This is a genomic window from Microbacterium sp. NPDC096154 (assembly GCF_040302945.1).
Taxonomy (GTDB): Bacteria; Actinomycetota; Actinomycetes; order Actinomycetales; family Microbacteriaceae; genus Microbacterium.
Genome location: NZ_JBEOSM010000004.1, coordinates 144,305 through 163,516, shown reverse-complemented (window position 1 = coordinate 163,516; position 19,212 = coordinate 144,305). Strand labels below are relative to the sequence as shown.

16 protein-coding genes are annotated in these 19,212 nt (G+C 70.1%); 2 read left to right on the top strand and 14 right to left on the bottom strand.

What is annotated here, in order from left to right; genetic code table 11:
* Positions 1-48 precede the first annotated feature (48 nt).
* From ABTW64_RS07330 to ABTW64_RS07265, 14 genes are all read right to left on the bottom strand, one after another.
* On the bottom strand, positions 49-1,488 hold the full coding sequence (locus ABTW64_RS07330) for an NAD-dependent succinate-semialdehyde dehydrogenase (protein ID WP_350620820.1): 1,440 nt from the start codon (positions 1,486-1,488) through the stop codon (positions 49-51).
* Positions 1,485-3,389, bottom strand: coding sequence for an FAD-dependent oxidoreductase (locus ABTW64_RS07325; RefSeq protein WP_350620818.1), 1,905 nt, complete (start codon positions 3,387-3,389; stop codon positions 1,485-1,487). Before ABTW64_RS07325 ends, ABTW64_RS07330 begins: the two co-directional genes overlap by 4 nt.
* Before the next feature lie 31 nt (positions 3,390-3,420).
* The gene (locus ABTW64_RS07320) at positions 3,421-4,563 is read right to left on the bottom strand and encodes an ABC transporter ATP-binding protein (protein ID WP_350620816.1); all 1,143 of its coding nucleotides are present in this window, start codon (positions 4,561-4,563) and stop codon (positions 3,421-3,423) included.
* 20 nt (positions 4,564-4,583) lie between these two features.
* The gene (locus ABTW64_RS07315; protein ID WP_350620814.1) at positions 4,584-5,606 is read right to left on the bottom strand and encodes a DODA-type extradiol aromatic ring-opening family dioxygenase; all 1,023 of its coding nucleotides are present in this window, start codon (positions 5,604-5,606) and stop codon (positions 4,584-4,586) included.
* 18 nt (positions 5,607-5,624) lie between these two features.
* On the bottom strand, positions 5,625-6,737 hold the full coding sequence (locus ABTW64_RS07310) for an ABC transporter substrate-binding protein (RefSeq protein ID WP_350620812.1): 1,113 nt from the start codon (positions 6,735-6,737) through the stop codon (positions 5,625-5,627).
* 11 nt (positions 6,738-6,748) lie between these two features.
* Positions 6,749-8,563, bottom strand: a complete 1,815-nt coding sequence (locus tag ABTW64_RS07305) for an ABC transporter permease (RefSeq protein ID WP_350620810.1) — start codon at positions 8,561-8,563, stop codon at positions 6,749-6,751.
* A gap of 222 nt (positions 8,564-8,785) precedes the next feature.
* Complete coding sequence (gene aroQ / locus ABTW64_RS07300; RefSeq protein ID WP_350620808.1) at positions 8,786-9,220, bottom strand: type II 3-dehydroquinate dehydratase; 435 nt, start codon at positions 9,218-9,220, stop codon at positions 8,786-8,788.
* Between the two features lie 73 nt (positions 9,221-9,293).
* Entirely contained in the window at positions 9,294-9,722 is a 429-nt protein-coding gene (locus ABTW64_RS07295) for an NUDIX hydrolase (protein WP_350620806.1), read from the bottom strand.
* 78 nt (positions 9,723-9,800) lie between these two features.
* Entirely contained in the window at positions 9,801-9,971 is a 171-nt protein-coding gene (locus ABTW64_RS07290; RefSeq protein WP_350620804.1) for a CsbD family protein, read from the bottom strand.
* Positions 9,972-10,120: 149 nt separating this feature from the next.
* Positions 10,121-11,311, bottom strand: coding sequence for a bifunctional 2-methylcitrate synthase/citrate synthase (locus tag ABTW64_RS07285; protein WP_350620802.1), 1,191 nt, complete (start codon positions 11,309-11,311; stop codon positions 10,121-10,123).
* Between the two features lie 49 nt (positions 11,312-11,360).
* The gene (gene prpB / locus ABTW64_RS07280) at positions 11,361-12,260 is read right to left on the bottom strand and encodes a methylisocitrate lyase (protein ID WP_350620800.1); all 900 of its coding nucleotides are present in this window, start codon (positions 12,258-12,260) and stop codon (positions 11,361-11,363) included.
* Positions 12,260-13,780: an MmgE/PrpD family protein gene (locus tag ABTW64_RS07275; RefSeq protein WP_350620798.1), complete on the bottom strand. Its 1,521-nt coding sequence runs from the start codon at positions 13,778-13,780 to the stop codon at positions 12,260-12,262. The genes prpB and ABTW64_RS07275 overlap by 1 nt, the downstream gene beginning before the upstream one ends.
* Positions 13,777-14,409 carry a GntR family transcriptional regulator gene (locus tag ABTW64_RS07270; RefSeq protein WP_350620796.1) on the bottom strand — a complete coding sequence of 211 codons (633 nt, stop codon included), beginning with the start codon at positions 14,407-14,409 and terminating at the stop codon, positions 13,777-13,779. Before ABTW64_RS07270 ends, ABTW64_RS07275 begins: the two co-directional genes overlap by 4 nt.
* 129 nt (positions 14,410-14,538) lie before the next feature.
* The gene (locus ABTW64_RS07265) at positions 14,539-15,981 is read right to left on the bottom strand and encodes a threonine/serine exporter family protein (protein WP_350620794.1); all 1,443 of its coding nucleotides are present in this window, start codon (positions 15,979-15,981) and stop codon (positions 14,539-14,541) included.
* A gap of 231 nt (positions 15,982-16,212) precedes the next feature.
* Here ABTW64_RS07265 and ABTW64_RS07260 point away from each other — a divergent pair, with 231 nt between their 5' ends.
* Together ABTW64_RS07260 and ABTW64_RS07255 are read left to right on the top strand one after the other, a co-directional pair.
* Positions 16,213-16,917: a FadR/GntR family transcriptional regulator gene (locus ABTW64_RS07260; protein WP_350620792.1), complete on the top strand. Its 705-nt coding sequence runs from the start codon at positions 16,213-16,215 to the stop codon at positions 16,915-16,917.
* An 87-nt stretch (positions 16,918-17,004) separates the two neighbouring features.
* Entirely contained in the window at positions 17,005-19,209 is a 2,205-nt protein-coding gene (locus ABTW64_RS07255; RefSeq protein ID WP_350620790.1) for an acetate--CoA ligase family protein, read from the top strand.
* Positions 19,210-19,212: the final 3 nt, after the last annotated feature.

Here is a 19,212-nt window from a genome sequence, read left to right as displayed (position 1 = left end):
ACCCGCGAGCGCCGCTCATCCGAGTGCAGCTCATCCGAGCGTCGCGGGTCACCAGCTTTCGCTGACCAGCTTCGTGACGAAGTAGTCGGCGATGCCCTCGCTGCCGCCCTCCGAGCCGTAACCGCTCTCCTTGACCCCCCCGAAAGGGGTCTCGGGACTCGTCAGCCCGAAGTGGTTCACCGCGAGCATGCCCGCTTCGATCCTCTCCTCCACCTCCACCGCGGTGGCGGCGGACCCGGTGAAGGCGTACGAGGCCAGCCCATACGGAAGCGCGTTGGCGCGCGCGATCGCGTCGTCGACGTCGACGAACGGCACGGCGAGCGCGACCGGGCCGAACGGCTCCTCGTTCATGATGCGCGCGCCGTCCTCGACGTCCGCGATCAGCGTGGGCTGCCAGAAGTATCCGGAGCCGTCGATCGGCGTTCCGCCCACGACGACCCGCGCCCCTCGATCGCGTGCGTCGTCGACGAGCGCCGCGACGGCGGGCGGTCGCCGGTCATGCGCGAGCGGACCCATCGTGACCTCCGGGTCCAGGCCGTTGCCGACCCGGAGCGCACGGATGCGCGACGCGAACGCGTCGACGAACCGGTCGTAGACGCCCTCCTGCACGAGGAACCGCGTGGGGGCGATGCAGATCTGGCCCGCATTGCGGAACTTGGCCGATGCCGCCATGGCCGCGGCCCGCTCGACGTCCGCGTCGTCGAAGACCAGCACCGGGGCGTGCCCGCCGAGCTCCAGCGTGGCGCGCTTGATGCCCTCCGCCGCCAGGTGCGCGATCTGCCTGCCGACCGCCGTGGATCCGGTGAACGACACCTTCCGGATGCGCGGATCCCGGATGAGCTGCGTCGAGATGGCGGCGGGCTCGCCCATCACCACGTTCAGCACACCGGCGGGCAGGCCGGCATCGTGCAACGCGCGGGCGAGCGCGAGACCGGTCGCCGGCGTCTCCTCGGCCGGCTTGAAGACCATCGTGCATCCCGCGGCGAGCGCGGCGGCGATCTTGCGGGCCGGGATCGTGATCGGGAAGTTCCAGGGCGTGAAGGCCGCGACCGGTCCCACGGGCTGGCGCAGCACCAGATTGCGCACGCCCTCGCGCCGTGACGGCACGACGCGTCCGTAGGCACGTCGCCCCTCCTCGGCGAACCAGTCGAAGATGTCGGCCGCCGCATGGACCTCGGCCGTCGCCTCGCCGATCGGCTTGCCCTGCTCGACGGTGGTGGCCCAGCCGATGTCGGCCGCGCGCTCGCGCAGGAGCTCGCCGGCACGTCGCAGGATCCGGCAGCGGTCGAACGCCGTCGCGCTCCGCCAGGCGGGGAAGGACTGTGCGGCCGCGGCCGCGGCGTCGTCGAGATCGGCCGTGGTCGCCACCGGCAGCGACGCGAGCGCCTCTCCGGTGGCCGGGTTGACGACGGGCCGCGTCTCGCGGCCCGTCGCGCCGCGCCACTCGCCCGCGATGAACAGGCCGATCGGCGGGTACTCCCCCGTCACCGTCGGATCTCCAGGCCCGCGATGCGATCCGCGGCGATCCGGATGCGCTCCACGAACGGATCGGCGGGATCCGTCGCCGGTCGCGCACCGCCGCGCAGCACGGTGTCGAGGGCGCTCTGCAACGCCACGGTGGGCTCGGGGGGCGCCTCGAGCACGCGCCAGGCCACCATCCAGTCGGGGCGGACCAGGAGCGCACCGGACGGCTCGATCTCGCGCACCGCCGTCCACTCCTCCTCCCTCTCGGGGATGGCGACGACCGAGACCGGCAACGTCGACTCGACGCCCGCCACGGCCTCACGCCACGCGTCCTCCGCGTCCTCGCTCACGAACAGCGTGAACCCGTCGTGCGCGACGAGGTCGACGGTCGACACCGGCTCGGCCGCCGTGCCACCGTGCGATCGCCGCAGCCACGCGTGCGGGATGTGATGCCCCGGGCGCGAGACGGGCTGGAACACGATCGGCGAGTCGTACCCCTCCGGCAGCGGCGAGTTGTCGGGCACGAGCGCGCCTGCCGAGTAGTGATAGCCCGCCTCCACGTTGAGCTGGCTGAAATCGTAGGAGTTCGCGCTCACCGCGGTCCGCACGCGCTCCCGCATCGCGTCGGACTCGGGCCCGTCGCCGACGAAGACGTCCAGCGACCGCTGCTCCTCCTCGATGGAGCGGTCGTCCGAGAACCCGAGCGCCTCGGCGATCGGAGGGTGCCGGTTCGCGTTCTCCAGCGAGTGAGCCGTGTAGAACGCCGCGACCGGGCGGCGCTCCTGCTGGTAGCTGTCGAGCAGCGACTCGGGCGCGCGGCCGTCGAGCACCGCCGCGAGCTTCCAGGCGAGATTGCCCGCGTCCTGAATGCCCCCGTTCAGCCCCAGGCCGCCGGTCGGGGGGTGCCGGTGCGCCGCGTCGCCGGCGAGGAACGCACGCCCGACGCGGTACTTCTGCGCCACCACGCCGTTGTACGTCCAGCCGTTCACGGAGTGGATCTCCAGCGGGTGGTCGTCGGAGAGGTTCAGCAGGCGCCGGATGGCACGGTCGTGCGTGGCCCGGTCATCGGGATCGCCCTCGAGCATCCAGCCCGCGAGTCCCACGAGCCACTCCTCGGACTCGCGGCTGTAGTTGACGGGACCGATGGCCTGCATGGTGCCCATGCGGCGGCCGTGCCCGGACGGATGCACGAAGTGCGCGAGGATCGCGTCCGGCTCCGTCCACATCGACAGGTCCGTGCTGACGTGGTACGTCGTGACGTTGCGGATCGCCTTCACGCCGTCGAACTCGATGTCCAGCAGCTCGTTGCTGGTGCGGCCGCCGTCGGCGAAGATCGCGTACTGCGCGCGCTGCTCGCGCACGGTGCCGGTCTGCAGGTCGACGATCGTGACGACGACGCCCTCGTCGTCCTGCGTGAAGCCCCGCACCTCCTGATGGCCCCGCAGCCGCCCGGGAAGCGCCGCGGAGGCGTGCGCGTGGATCAGCGGGTCCAGGCGGATCTGCGGCAGGTTCGCGTACCCCCGCGGGCTGGCCTGCGCGTACCGCTCGCGGTCCTCGCCGCCACCCCAGGCCTGCACCTCGCCGATCTTCAGGCCCTCGTAGGGCGTGCGGGGGTCGACGGAGGTGTACCACGCGACCTTGTGCCACCGGTCGTGGTCGGGGCCCATCCGGTAGATGTCGTCCGCCACGCCCATCGCGTGGAAGATCTCCATCGTCCGCACGTTGAGCAGGTGGGCTCGCGGCAGGCGGAACTCGAAGTCGCGGCGGTCCACCAGCAGCACCTCGATGCCGCGCTGGGCCAGCAGCAGGGCGCACGACATGCCCACCGGTCCCCCGCCGATCACGATGACGGGGACCTCGTCGGGCCATTCGCCGGGGGCGAGCGGGGGGAGCAGCTGCGGCCGGTCGACGGCGGGCATGGGCATTCGTTCTCCTCGGGGGTGAAGACGGACCCGCTCAGGCGGGTACGCGGGTCGTCATGGTCGATGCGATGGGCTCGGAGTGAGCGTCGTCGTCGGGCGCAGGCAGCCCGACCAGGTGCGAGGGCGAGATGCGCAGCGAGACCGGGTGTCCGTCGACGAGGTCGTCGGGGCCGTAGCGGCCGAAGTCGCGCTCGTCGATCTGTGCGCGGATGACGCCGTTCGCCGTCTCGACGAGCACTCGCAGCGAGGTGCCGAGATAGGTCACATTGCGGATGCGGCCCGCGATCGAACCAGGGACGTCGCCCGCGAGCGACACCTCCACGTGACTGGCGCGGAAGGCGACCAGGAGGGCATCCCCCACGGCACGGGGCTCGTCGGAGGCCATCTCGATCCGCGCGTCGATGCCGTCGAGCTCCACCACCGCGCTCGAGGAGTCGGCTGTCACCACCGTGGCGGGCAGGATGTTCTGGAACCCCATGAAGTCGGCGACGAAAGCGTTCCTCGGTCGCGCGTACAGCTCGCGCGGGGTGCCGACCTGCTCGATCCTGCCGGCGTTCATGACGACGACTCGATCGGCGAGGGCGATCGCCTCCTCCTGGTCGTGCGTCACGTAGACCGACGTGGTGCCCAGCTCGTTGTGCAGCTCGCGGATCTGCGTGCGCATCGAGTTGCGCAGCTTGACGTCGAGGTTCGACAGCGGCTCGTCGAACAGCACCAGCGACGAGCGGTTCGCCATGGCGCGGGCCAGGGCCACGCGCTGCTGCTGGCCGCCCGACAGGGCGACCGCCTGGTCGTCCTTGCGTGCCAGCAGATGCACCCGGTCGAGCATCTCGTCGATGCGCTCGAGGCGCTCGGCCGCCGGCACCTTGGCGAGCTTGAGCGGATAGCCGACGGTCTGCGCGACGGTCATGTGCGGCCAGAGCGCGTAGCTCTGGAACACCATGCCGATGGCGCGCTTCTCGGGCGGCACGAACTTTCCGGTTCCGGCCGAGTACACCGTCCGATCGCCGATCGTGATCGTGCCGTCCGTGGGCACCTCGAGTCCGGCCAGGCACCGCAGCGTCGTGGTCTTGCCGCAGCCGCTCGGGCCGAGCAGGGTGACGAACTCGCCGTCCGCGATCTCGAGCGAGAGATCATCGACGGCGGCGGACGACGCGGAGCCGTACCGCTTCGTCATGTGCTGAAGCGAGACGGCGCTCATGCCGCGGGCGACTTCCAGGTCATGAACCCCATGCCGCAGCCCGTGCCCGCCTCGGTGCGGTACGCCGGCACGTAGTCGACGATCTCGGCCTGCAGTCCGGCGGCGTTGGCGGCGGCGCCGGCGACGATCCAGTTGCGGATCTCCGAGGACCCCGCCACCAGGACGTCGTCGCGGAGCCCGCGAAGCGGCTCCGCCTCGCCCTCGACGAAGGCGTTGAGCACCGTGCGGTCCAGGTCCTCGTCGATCACGAAGTGCGACAGACCTCCCGAGCCGACGACGCCGACCTTGATGTCCTCCGGGTAGCTCTCGATCGCCTTCGCGAGGGCGAGGCCGAAGTCGTACGAGCGGTCGGCGGTCGGCGGGTTGGGGTGCCAGAAGGTGTTGACGAAGATGGGCACGATCGGCACCGGCACGTCGCCCTTCAGCACCTGCTGCATGATGAAGCCCCAGCCGTGAGGGATGCCGTGGTCCTCGAACTTCCCGGCGGGCAGCATCCGCGACGCCGCGGGGTCGAAGCCGCTCGCCTGCACCGACTGCAGCAGGTGCAGCGCGAGCTCGCTGTGGCACTGCCGCGTCGTGCTCACGTCGGGCACGTTCTTCGCCTCGGCGATCGCGAGCCCCGGCGCCATGGCATCGAGGTCGGCCTGGCTGAGCGGTTCGTGCTGCACCGTGTCGCCCCAGTAGATGACGAAGGGCGCGAGCTCCTCGTCGGTGAAGGTCTCCTTGTGGTCGCTGCTCACGATCACCAGCACGTCGACCCCGGAGGAGCGCACGAAGCTCTCGAGCTCGTCGATCGCCGCCCGGCAGCGCTCGTACTTCTCGCGGTAGATGTCGACGGACAGCTCGCCGGCGAACGCCGATCCTCGCAGCTCGTTGAGCTCGTCATACGGATAGGCCTCGCCGCGGAACGCCAGGCGCTGGTTCTTCTTGTCGGCCGCGGCCCGTCCGTCCCAGTTCTCCGGGGGCGTGCCCAGCTGGGGAGCATGCGAGGTCGCGAAGGCCATCGTCACGGATGCCATGTTCTTCTGCCTTTCGGATCAGTTGAACGCGCCCTGGACGATCTCCAGGTTCTGCGCGTTGATGGTGCTGAGGTCGGTCAGGCTGAACGGCTTGAGCAGCTCGAGGTCGTCGATCGAGGGGTACCCCGGCACACCCTCCTGGCCGGGAACCAGCGGGTAGTAGCCGATCTCGGCCATGGCCTGCTGGGCCTCGGGCGTGAACAGCCACGTCATCAGCAGCTTCGCGGCCGCAGGGTTCGGGGCACCGTTGATCAGTCCCAGGTAGTGGGGCGAGATGTGCACGCCGCCCTCGGTCGGGAAGACGTACTCGACGGGTGCGCCGGCGGCCTTGTCTCGCATGAAGAAGGGCATCGGGTACCAGCTCTGCAGGGCGTACTCGCCCGTGGCCACGGCGTTTCCCGCCGCCGGAGAGGACGCCTGGAACACGATGTCCTGCGCGGCGAGTCCCTCGATGAAGTCCGCGTCGGCGGCGCCGTCCCAGAGCAGGTGCGACAGCGTGCCGAAGCCGGCGCCGTTGCGCGTGACGTCGTCGGTCGTGATCCGGCCGGCGAGAGCCGGGTCCAGCAGGTCCTCCCAGCCCGACGGCGCCTCGTCCGCCGACATCTCGTTCGTGTTGTACATGTAGCCGAAGGCCGTGCCGCTGGCCGCCCAGACGGTGCCGTTCTCGTCGGAGTACGACTCCTGGTCGACCTCTCCCGCGGTCACCGGCTGGAAGGCCTCGTAGTAGTCCTGGCCGAGGCCGGGGGCGATCGAGGTGTCTCCTGCCTGGACGAGATCGGCGACATGCTGACCGCTCGCGAACTCCGCCTCCAGCTTGGCGGCGTAATCCGGGCCGAGGAGGTACACGCCCTTCACCGAGATCTCGGGGAAGCGCGCGGAGAACAGGTCGTCGTAGAGCGACTGCTTGTCGGTCTCGCCGGGGCCGTAGATCGTGACGGTGGTCTCGCCGGCGTCGAGCGCCTCCTGGTAGAGCTCGTCGAGCGCTGCTGCGGCCTCTTCGCCGCCGAGCAGCTCGACGTCGTCGCCCGGGGCGGCGCCGGGAGCGGCCGGAGCGGTCTCGCCGCCGCTGCAGCCGGTCAACAGGAATGCGACGGCGACGATGCCGCTCGCGACCTTCAGGGTGGTTCGCATGATGTCGGGTCCTAACTCTTGCTCGCTGAGGCGATGGAGGGGCGGTTGTCGGAGAGGGAGCCCGCGCCGGGCGCGACCGGGCGCCGGGAGGCGGCTGCCCGGCCGGCCTGTGCCGCGGCGCGGCGGGAGCGGACTGCGGCGGTGACGATGCGCTGCGCCGCCAGGAGCAGCAGCATGCCCACCGTGAGGGTGCCGAGCACCAGCACGAGCAGGGCCGCCGCACGCGAGGCGTAGCCCTGCGTGTTGAGGTCGTAGACCAGCAGCGGCACGGTCGGCGTGAGGGCCGACGAGAGCAGCACGGGGATGGCGAGATTGCCGGCGATCACGATCGCGACGACGAACCAGCCGGAGAAGAAGCTCGGCGCGATGAGCGGAAGCACGACGCCCAGCACCACCCGCGTCGGGCGCGCCCCGCTGATCCGAGACGCCTCCTCGAGCTCGCGGTTGATCTGCATCAGCGCCGGCTGGATCGCGCGTGTCGCGATGGGCACGGCGGCGATGACCAGGCCCATCCCCACGAGGAACATCGAGCCATAGAGCTGACGCAGTCCCGGGATGCTCACGTACGTCCACGACAGGCCCAGCGCCAGCACGATGCCGGGCAGCGTGAAGGGCAGCCACGTGAGGAGGTCGAGAACCCGTCGCATCATCGTCTCGTTGTGCGTGACGGCGTACATCGTGATGAACGCGAGCGCGACAGCGGCCAGCCCGCCGACGATCGCCACGACGATCGTCGACTGGATCGCCTCGACCGTCTCGGCGTCTCCCAGCAGCACGTCGTAGTTGGTCGTCGCGTAGACCCCGCCTCCGAAGAACGGCTGGAAGCTGCCCAGCAAGAGTTGCACGATCGGCAGCACGACCCCGAAGAGCACATAGAGCGCGATCACCGCTGTTCCGACCCAGCGCCAGCCTCCGATGTTCCAGGGGCTCGTGTTGTAGCTCTTGCCGGTCACCGTCGTGTAGCGCTTGCGTCCGAGGAGAGCCCACTGCACGCCGACCATGAGCAGGACGAGCGCGACCAGCAGCAGCGACAGCACACTGGCCCCGCCGTAATCCGCCGGCGTCTGGTCGGAGATGTAGCCGTAGATCTCCGTCGAGAAGACGTCGATGCCGGCAGGTGTGCCGAGGAAGAGCGGGACCTCGAAGGCCTCGAGCCCGATGATCAGGTTGAGGATGACGACCCCCGAGATGGCCGGAAGCAGCACAGCCAGGTCGATGTTGAAGATCGTGCGCAGCCGCCCCGCGCCCGACATCTGCGCCGCCTCCTCGAGGCTCCGGTCCATCGCGCGGAACGGGCCCAGCAGCAGCAGGTAGCAGAACGACGTGCCCTTGAGGATCATCACGGACACCAGGCCCAGCCACGAGTACGCCGAGAACAGGGGCTCGTCGCCGCCGGTGACGCTCATCCACCACTGGTTGACGAGCCCGAGCTTGGGGTTCCACAGCATGCCCCAGCTCATGGCGTAGAACAACGGCGGCAACGCGAGCACGAGCACCATGACCGGGGTCACGATCTTCCGCAGCGGCGCGGTGGTGCGCACCGCGAAGAAGACGAGCACGAGCGCGAGGATCACCGAGCACGCCGCGCACACGACCGCGATGACGACCGAGTTGGCGAAGGTGGCGTACGTGTCGGCGTTGCCGAGCGTGCGTCCGAAGGCGTCGAACGACCAGTTCGCGCGCTGTCCGGGCGGGGCGTTGCGGAACGCGCCGATCACGAGCATGACGACCGGCAGCGCGAAGAGCAGCGCCGCGATCACGACCAGCGGCAGCATGCTGCGTGATGTGCTGAACGCGCCGTTGCTCGGCTGCCTACGGGTCTTCATCACGTGCGCGATCCCTCACTCTTCGTCGAGTCGGTGACACCGCTGCGGATCTCGGGGCATCCGTCCGCGGTCAGCACCTAATCTGCAGGCATGGCGGCCCACAGTGGGAATGCGCGGACTCCCTCTTCCGCTAGGAGGAATCCGGACGACCGCTGAGCGCGCCGTCCGGCACGGCGCGACGCCCCTGACCGGCGCGCACCGGGCTGCTGCGGAGAACCCGGGCTACAGGATGGCGGCCAGGCGGCGCACCGCGAACTCGTAGCCCTGCACGCCCGCCCCCACGATGACGCAGCTGGCGACATCCGAGAGGTACGAGTGGTGCCGGAAGGGCTCGCGCGCGTGCACGTTCGAGATGTGCACCTCCGCGAACGGCAGGCCCACGCCCGTGAGCGCGTCGCGCAGCGCGATGGATGTGTGCGTGAAGGCGCCGGGGTTGATGACGATGCCGTCGCAGTCGGCCTTGGCCTCGTGGATCACGTCGATGAGCGCGCCCTCGTGATTGCTCTGGAACGCGCGCAGGTCGAAGCCCACCTCCGCCGCGACCGCGGTCGCGCGGATGAAGACGTCGTCGAGCGTGTCCGTCCCGTAGATCTCGGGCTCCCGGGTGCCCAGCAGGTTGAGGTTCGGTCCGTTGACCAGCAGCAGGCGGTTGTTCACGAGGGGATTCCGTTCGGCTCGGCCCGAGTGCGTGCGTCTCAGTGCGTCGGTCTCAGTGCTCAGGTCTTCGGTCTCAGTGCTTCAGGCCGGCCATGGCCAGTGCGGTATCGACCAGCGCCACGCGCTCGATGCCGCGCACCTTCGACAGGGCGATCCACTCGGCCATATCACTCGAGCCGTCGAGCTCGTGGGTCAACGTGCCGCCCGTGACGGTGGCCCGGTAGACGATGCGCAGCGCGTGCAGCGGGCCGACGGCTCCGGGAGCGAGCCGCTTGCGCGCCGGGATCACGTGGGAGTCGACGCCCAGCAGACCGTCGAGGCGCACCTCGTAGCCGGTCTCCTCGCGGGCCTCGCGGCGTGCGGCGTCGGCCGGGTCCTCACCCGGCTCCAAGCCCCCGCCCGGCAGGGACCACGCCGGCACACGTCCCTCGATCCACCGCGTCAGCAGCACTCGCTGCTCGTCGTCCACGATGACGCAGTAGGCGGCGACGCGCATGTCCATGCGCACAGCCTAGCCATGCGACACGCGCGACGATGGCCGCCCCCGTGGGGACGGCCATCGTGCGCGTAGGGGGCGCGCTTACTTGAACGCGTCCTTGATGTTCTCGCCGGCCTTCTTCAGGTTGGCCTTGGTCTGGTCGCCCTGGCCCTCTGCCTCGAGGCGCTCGTTGTCGGTCGACTTGCCGGCCGCCTCCTTGGCCTTTCCGGAGAGGTCCTGGGCGCCGTTCTCGATCTTGTCGTCGAGTCCCATATGCGGCTCCTTCCGTCTCGGATCCGGGTGTCTCCCGGATCAGTCACGTTAGGCGACTGCCTCGGAACGAGCACGGGGGTCGCGCAATCGACGCCGATGCGCTAGACGGCGGGTGCTCACCCGCCGCCCCCGCGCTCACGCCGCTGAGGTCATGCGCCGGCCTCCTCCGGGCGGCCCGCCGCCTCGATCTCGGCGTCATCGGGCTCGTAGCCGTCGATGTGCCGCTCGTCCGGTCCGTTGTAGGCCGACAGCGGGCGGATGAGCGCGTTGGAGGCCTGCTGCTCGAGGATGTGGGCCGTCCAGCCCGTCACACGCGAGGCGACGAAGAGCGGGGTGAAGGTGAGCGTGTCGAAGCCGATGAGGTCGTAGGCCGGCCCGGAGGGGTAGTCGAGGTTCGGGTAGATGCCCTTGCGCGCGACGAACTCCGACTCGAGCGCGTCGTACAGCTCGGCGACATCCGGCCGGTCGTAGTGCGCGACGAGCGCATCCAGAGCCGCCTTCATGGTGGGCACGCGCGAGTCGCCGCGCTTGTACACGCGATGCCCGAAGCCCATGATCTTGCGCTTCTCGGCCAGCGCCGTGTCGAGCCACGGCTTGACGTTCGACGCGTCGCCGATCTCGGTCAGGATGTGCAGCACGGCCTCGTTCGCACCCCCGTGCAGCGGCCCCTTGAGGGCGCCGATCGCGCCGACCACCGCGGAGTACAGATCGCTGAGAGTCGAGGTGATCACACGCGCGGTGAACGTCGACGCGTTGAACGAGTGCTCGGCGTACAGGATCATCGAGCGGTTGAACGCGTCGACGACGACCTCGTCGGCCTCCTCCCCGAACGTGAGCCACAGGAAATTCGCCGCGTAGTCGAGATCGTCGCGCGCCTCGACGGGCTCCAGGCCGCGGCGGCGACGCTGCCCGTAGGCGACGATGGCCGGCAGCTGCGCGAACAGACGGATGCTGCGCTCGAGGTTCTGCTCGGGAGTTCCGACCGCGTCGAGCACGTTGGAGATGCCCGCGGTCTCCTCGGCCCCGATCGCGCTCACAGCGGTGCGCACCTCGTCCATCGGGTGCGCGTCCACGGGCAGTCCGTCGATCACGTCCTTCACGCTGGGCAGCAGCGCCCGGTGACGACGCTCCGTCGCGCGCAGCTCGGCGAGCTGGGCGTCGGTGGGCAGCTCGCCGTGCCAGAGCAGGTACGCCACCGCCTCGAACGGCTGCGTGGCCGCCAGCTCCTGCACCGGGTAGCCGCGGTACAGCAGGCTGTTGGTCTCGGGGTTGACCTTGCTGATGGCGGTGTGGTCCACCACGACGCCTGCGAGGCCCTTCTTGATGTCGGTGTCGCTCATGTCTCTCCCTTGAGTGTGTGGAACCGCGTGATCCGGCGCTCGAGCGGAATCAGCGCTGGATCGTGAAGTCGAAGACGCTCGTGTCGAAGTGGCTGTAGCCCTCGTAGTCGACCAGCTCGTAGAGGTCGGCGCGATGCTGCATCTCGTCGAGCTTCGACGTCAGCTGCCCCTCGTCGGTCAGCGTGTCCAGCGCTCTGCCGGCCGCCCCCATGGCGATCCGCAGCAGCGAGACGGGCCAGATGACGATGTTGACGCCGACGTCGCGCAGCTGATCGACCGAGAACAGGTCGGATTTGCCGAACTCCGTCATGTTGGCCAGGATCGGCACATCCACTGCGGCGCGGATGGCCGCGAACTCGTCGAGCGTGCGCATCGCCTCGGGGAAGATCGCGTCGGCGCCCGCGTCGACCAGGGCCTTCGCCCGGTCGACCGCGGCGTCGAGTCCGTCGACCGCGCGGATGTCGGTGCGCGCCATGATGAGGAAGTTCGCGTCGCGGCGGGCGTCGACGGCGGCACGGATGCGCTTCAGCGCCGTCGACTCGTCGACCACGGCCTTGCCGTCCAGGTGCCCGCAGCGCTTCGGGTTGATCTGATCCTCGATGTGGGCACCGGCGAGTCCCGCGTCCTCGAGCGTCTGGATCGTGCGCGCGACGTTCATGGGCTCGCCGAAGCCGGTGTCCGCGTCGATGATCGCCGGCAGCTCGGTCATGCGCGCGATCTGCTGGCCGCGCCCGGCGACCTCTGTCAGGGTCGTGAGACCGATGTCCGGCAGCCCGAGGTCAGCGGACAGGACGGCCCCGGAGATGTAGACGCCTTCGAAACCCTTGCGCTCGATGAGGCGCGCGGACAGCGGGTTGAAGGCCCCCGGGAACCGCAGGATCTCGCCGGTGGCGAGCCGCTCGCGGAACAGCCGGCGCTTCTCGGCCGCGGGCGTGGTGGCGTACAGCATCAGAACAGTCCCTTCGGGCCGCGCACGATCACTCCGGGCTTCGCGACGATGCTGAGCTGGCGCACCTCGTCGGCCGTGAGCTCGGGCAGACGCTGCACGAGCGCGAGGAAGCGCTCGATCTCGGCCGGCTCGAGCACCGGCTCGGCCAGCAGGCGGAACTTGCGGATGTAGTCCTCGCGGGCGAACGGCCGCGCACCGAGCGGGTGCGCATCCGCGACGGCGATCTCGTCCTGGATCGTGGATCCGTCGGCGAGGGCGATCTCGACGCGGCCGCCGAACGCCTTCTCGTTCGGGTCCTCCGAGTGGTACCGGCGGGTCCACTCGGCATCCTCGAGCGTCGTGACCTTGTGCCACAGCTCGACCGTGTCGGCACGGCCGGCGCGCTCGGGGGTGTACGAGTCGACGTGATGCCAGGCGCCATCCTGCAGCGCGACCGTGAAGATGTACGGGATCGAGTGGTCGAGCGTCTCGCGGGACGCGGTGGGGTCGTACTTCTGCGGGTCGTTCGCGCCTGATCCGATCACGTAGTGCGTGTGGTGCGACGTGTGCAGCACGATCGAGCGGATGTTCGCCGGATCGCGCAGCTCGGGCCGCTCGTTGCCGAGGCGGCGCGCCAGATCGATCCAGGCCTGCGCCTGGTACTCGGCCGAGTGCTCCTTGGTGTACGAGTCCAGGATGCCCCGCTTCGGCTCGCCCACGGCGGGCAGCGGCACGTCGTACGCGGCGTCCTTGCCGTCGAGCAGCCAGGCGATCACGCCGTCCTCGCCCTCGTAGATCGGCGACGGGCTGGTCTCACCGCGCATCGCGCGGTCGACCGCCTCGACGGCCATCTTGCCGGCGAACGCGGGGGCGTGCGCCTTCCACGTCGAGATCTCGCCCTTGCGAGACTGCCGCGTGGCGGTGGTGGTGTGCAGCGCCTGGGCGACGGCCTGGTAGATCGTCTCGGTGTCCAGTCCCAGCAGCGTGCCGATGCCGGCGGCGGCCGACGGGCCGAGGTGCGCGACGTGATCGATCTTGTGCTTGTGCAGCGAGATCGCCCGCACCAGGTCGATCTGGATCTCGTATCCGGTCGCGAGGCCGCGCAGCAGGGCCGCGCCATCCTGTCCCGTGTGCTGGGCGACCGCGAGGATCGGCGGGATGTTGTCGCCCGGGTGCGAGTACTCCGCCGCCAGGAAGGTGTCGTGGTAGTCGAGCTCGCGCACGGCCACGCCGTTCGCCCAGGCCGCCCACTCGGGGCTGGTGACGCGCTCCAGGGCGCAGCCGAAGACGGTCGCTCCGGCTCCCCCGGCCGAGACGGCATGGTCCTCGGCCTGCTGGCGTGCCGCAACGACGGGACGCCGCGTCAGCGATGCCGCGGCGACGGCGGCGTTGTCGATCACCCGGTTGACGATCATGTCGGCCACCTCCGGCTCGACCGCGACGGGGTCGACGGCGACCTCGGCGATCTTCCAAGCCAGCTGCCCCTCGCGCTCGAGGTTCTCGTCGCTGCGGTGCACACGAACGTGGTGGGTGACGGTCATGAGGGCTCCTCCTGGAGGGATTCGAGGATGGTGGTCAGGGCGTTGTGCAAGTGCACGTGAGTCGCGTGGGCGGCCAGATCGGCGTCGCCGGCGGCGATCGCCGACGCGATCAGCCGATGCTCGGCGACCGACTGCGCCAGCCGGCTGGGATTGTCTCGGGCCATCCGACGCACGCGCACGAGGTGCGTGCGCAGCGTCCGCAGCGCCGAGACGAGGTGCGCGTTCGCGACGGCCGCGTCGACCGCCGCGTCGAAGCGCGCGATGAGCTCGTAGTAGGCGTCGGCGTCGACACCGGGATGCGCGCCGGCGAACTCGTCGGCGAGGGCCGCGAACAGCGCGCGATCGGCACGCTGCGAGGCCAGCCGCACGGCCGTCTCCTCGAGCGCGCGACGCACGTCGAACAGGTCGCGGATGTCCTCGGCGTCGATGTCGGCGACGACCGTCACGCGGGGAGACTGCTGCACGACGAGGCCTGCCCCGATCAGGCGGCCGATCGCCTCGCGCATAGGCGTGCGGCTCACTCCGATGCGCGTCGCCTGCTCGACCTCGCTGATGACCGCGCCGGCCGGCAGGCGCCCGCACTGGATGTCGTCGAGCAGGATGGCATACGCCCTCTCGCTGGCCTTCATTCCGCGCTCCGTCCGTCTTTGTATACACTAACGCGGCCATCGCCCCCTGTCGAGAGGAAAGCTAGGCGTAAGGGATACATTAGCCGTCGCGACCCGCGGCCGGACGTTGCGGGGGGAGCCCGAGCCGCGCTACCGGACCGTGGGCATCCGGACGGTCGATCCACCCGCCGTGGGCCGGGCGGCGGTACGGCGGATGCCCGACAGTCCGCCCAGGGTGCGCCCCAGGGGCGATCCGATGAACAGACCGAGGGTCGCGCCCGCGGCGAGCGCGATGCCGACCATGCCGGCAGTGATGAGCGAGGAGGTGGCGAACAGGATGTGCTCGGTCTCACCGCCCGATTCGACGAGGCCGAGCAGGCCGCGGAAGACGGCGGCACCCGGAACGAGCGGCAGGATGGCCGCGGTCGTCACGGCGACGGACGGCACGTGCAGGCGGGCCGCGAAGAGCGCGCCGATCACGCTCGCGACCAGAGCGCCCACGAAGCTGGCGGGCGCCTGCTCGAGACCCGTCGCGCTCGCGCCGGCGAAGCCCGCCCAGGCGATGATGCCGAGCACCGCGCTGACCACGATGATGCGCATTCCGGCGCCGTTGAAGACGGCCACGGCGACCGCCACCACGACGGCCCCCGCGAACTGACCGGCCAGGCCGCCCAGTGGCAGCGGCTCGCTCGGCGGCTGCATCCCGACGCCCGTCGCGCGGGCCAGCTCGAGGCCCACCACGATGCCCAGCACCACGCCGAGCGTCTGCACCGTCAGCTCCAGGATGCGCCCGCCGGCCGTGAGCGAGAACCCGTCGATCGCGTCCTGCGCGGCCCCGACGACGGCGAGACCGGCCAGCATGAGCACGATGCCCGACGAGACCACGATCGTGGCGCGCACGTCGACGAAGGGCTCGATGCCGGCCCGCCCCAGCATGGCCGTCACGACGGTGAGCGCGGTCAGCACGAACGCGCCCGCGATCTGGCTGAAGAACAGGGGAACCTGCAGCTTGGCCAGCCCCGCCTGCGTGAGCGCGACGCCGAGCGCCGCGACGAACGTGACGGTCAGGATCACCCACGACGCCCCGAACATGGCGCCGACCCCCACGGCGAGCAGCGCCTGGGACAGGATCACCATGGCCGGCCGGTACCGGAACGGCATGCGCCGGATCTGGTGGAAGCGCACCCGCGCCTCGCCCAGGTCCAGCCCGGACTCCACATCCCGCACGAGCGCCTGCAGGCGCTGCAGCTTCGAGTGATCCGGCACGGCCGAGCGCACCACGCGCATGAGCGTGATGGGCCATTCGTCGCCGTGCCGGTGGTCGGACACGGTCACGGAGTTGAAGGTGACGTCGACATGGACGGTGCCGAGGCCGTAGGCGCGCGTGATCCGCAGGGCGGCCAGCACGACCTCCTTCGCCGACGCGCCGACCGAGAGCATGACCTCGGCGACGCGCATCGCGAGATCGATGACGCGCACGGCCGTCTTGTCGTCGATGATCGGCAGCGCCTGCGTCGCCGTGCGGTCGGACGCATCCGCGTGGATCGCCCTTCGCACGCTCTCGATCACCCGTCGACTGCGCTCGCGAACCATGCCTCCATCCTCTCCGACGATGCTTCCGAGGACGCCGGGCGCTCCCGCCGTCGCTCCCGCACGACCCGCAGGATTGCTCGCGCGCCCGAGCCACCGACCCTTGTCGCGCAGCGACACGCCACATAGGATCCAAAGGTCCAGCCATTGCAGAGGAATGGCCCAGACCACGCGACAACGGGATGGACGGCTCGTCGTCGCCGAGGTGCGAAGAGCCGAGAGATGAGCAAAACGGTGCAGTTCCAGCCTACGAAGCCCCGGCGTGCAGTCGACGACATCATCGAGCAGGTCCGCGTGATGCTCGACGAGGGCACGTTGACGCCGGGCATGAAGCTGCCCAGCGAACGCGAGTTCGCGGAGCAGCTGGCGGTCAGCCGGAACACGGTGCGCGAGGCCCTGCGCATGCTCGAGGTCGCCGGTCTCATCACTATCAAGCGCGGCGCCACGGGCGGGGCGTATGTCGTGGATTCGAACACACAGGCGATCACGCAGAGCCTCGTCGACGGCATGACGCTGACGAAGTACACGCTGCTCGACATCATCGAGGCGCGTATCGCGATCGAGACCAGCGCCGTCATCAAGGTGGTGGAGAACGCCACAGACGATGAGCTCGACGAACTGGACGAGCTCGTCGCGCAGTCCGCGGCGATCGACCCCCAGGCAGACTGGGAGGGACGCCTCGCGTCGTACTTCCGGTTCCACGACCGCCTCATCGAGCTCAGTGGAAACCCGATCTTCCCCGTAATCGCGAGGCCGCTCCACGAGATGGCGAACCGGGTCTCGGCTCGCATCGGGTCCTTCGCCGGCGATGTCATCATCCAGTCCCGACACCGCCTGATGCACGCCCTCCACGCCCGAGACGCCGAGGCCGCCGTGGCTGAACTGCGCTCCTATCTCGAGCTGCTCTACGAGCGCTGGGTCAGCCGCCCCATCGACTGAGCCACGAGGCCTTGACATCGGACGGCCCTCCATCGAGAATCGCAAATGTTGGACCAATAGACCAACGGTATCGACGAGGAGCCGTACATGGATGTTCAGACGACCGCCGCGCCCGAGCGCGTGCTCTTCCGCCATAGCGACCTGTCGCGCCTGATCGACCCGAAGGTCATCGCGGTCGTCGGGGCCTCCCCCACGCCCGGCGCATTCGGCCAGCGCACGCTCGAGAACCTCGCGGACTTCCCCGGCGCCGTCTACGGCATCAACCCGAAGTACGACGAGGTGATGGGCCGCCCCTGCTTCCCGTCGATCGCCGATCTTCCCGAGGTTCCGGACGCGCTCATCGTCGGTGTCGGCCAGGCCTTCGTCGCGCAGACCCTCGAGGATGCCGCGGCGGCCGGCGTCGGAGGCGCGATCCTCTACGCATCCGGCTACGCGGAGACGGGCGAGCCCGAGAACATCCAGGCACAGCAGGAGATCGCGGAACTCGCGCAGCGCACGGGCCTGCGCGTCGCGGGCCCCAACTGCGTGGGGCTCGCGAACCTCGGCACCCGCGCGATCATGAACTTCATGACCGACTGCGGCGAGGTCACCCGAGGCGCCGCGGGAGGCATCGGCATCGTGTCGCAGAGCGGAGCGCTCGGCTACACCGTGCTGCAGGCCGTTCAGCGCGGTGTCGGCATCAGCCACTATCTCGCGGCCGGCAACTCGGCCGACGTCGACGTCTGCGACTACATCGCCTACCTCGCCGAGGACCCTGCGGCGAAGGCGATCGTCTGCCTCATGGAGGGTGTCAAGAGTGGCGAGCGCTTCCTCGAAGCCGCCCGCCTCGCCCAGCGGTCGGGGACCCCCCTCATCGTCTACAAGGCGGGAAACAGCGAGGCCGCCGGCAAGGCGGCACTCTCGCACACGGGCACGCTGAGCGGATCGACCGCGGCGTACCGCGCGGCGGTCGAGGAAGCCGGCGCGATCTGGGTCGAGGATCTCGAGGCGCTGACCGAGGTCGCCTCGTTCTTCGTCAAGAACCCGACCCCCCCGCGCACGGCCGGGGTCGGCATCATGGCGACGTCCGGTGGCGCTGGCGTGATCAACGCCGACAAGGCGGAGGAGCACGGCCTCACGCTGCCGCCGCTCTCGCCCGAGACCGTCGCGACGTTGGAGACGATCGTCCCGTCGTTCGGGTCCGTCGGGAACCCCGCCGATCTCACGGCGGAGGTCTTGAAGGATCCCGAGACCTTCGTCCGCTGCCTGGATGCATTCACCTCCGACCCCATGCTCGGCGCGCTCCTGGTGCCGCTGGTGTTCGCGCACGAGGCCACCACCGGCGCGCGAGCGAAGGTGCTGTGCGAAGCCGCTCGCCACACCGACATCCCCCTCGTCGCGGTGTGGATGAACGACTGGCTGGAGGGCCCGGGCAGCCACACCCTCGACGCCGACCCTCGCGCAGCCATCTTCCGCTCGGCCGATCGCGCGGCGTGGACGATCCGCCAGTGGCAGCACTGGCACGAGCGTCGTGCGAACAGCGGCGGCGCTCCCGCACGGATCTCGGATCCCGGCGCGCGAGCGATCGCCGAGGGGATCCTGCGGTCCGCCCATTCCGGAGAGGCCGCCGACGGTCGTCGGGTTCTCAGCGAATCCGACTCGAAGGCGATCCTCGCCGCATACGGCATCCGGGTGCCCGGCGAGAAGCTCGCTGCCACACCCGCAGACGCCGCGGACGCGGCCGACGCGATCGGCTACCCCGTCGTGCTCAAGATCGCCTCGGCCGACATCGCTCACAAGAGCGACGTCGGCGGCATCCGGCTCGATCTGGGAAGCCGTGAAGAGGTGGTCGCCGCCGCCACGGAGATCCTCGAGAGCGTGCCGCGGAAGGTACCGGATGCCACCATCGACGGTGTGAGCGTGCAGACCCAGATCGCCTCGGGGCCCGAGCTGCTCTTGGGCGCACGCATCGACGCGCAGTTCGGTCCGATCGTCACCATCGGCATGGGCGGAGTGCTCGTCGAGGTGCTGCGCGACGCGACGATCGAGCTCGCCCCGTTCTCGGCGTCGACCGCGCGCCGAGGTCTCGAGCGCCTGCGCGGCTTCGCTCTGCTGGAGGGCGTGCGCGGCGACACCTCGTACGACATCGACGCCGCGGCGGATGCCGCCGGGCGATTCTCCGAACTCGTCGCCGATCTCGCGGACGTGCTCGACGAGGTCGACGTGAACCCGCTGATCGTCGGCAAGAACGGGGCGACGGCGGCCGACGGCCTCGTCGTCACACAGGTTCGCACTGCGGCTCTCGTCGGCTGACGC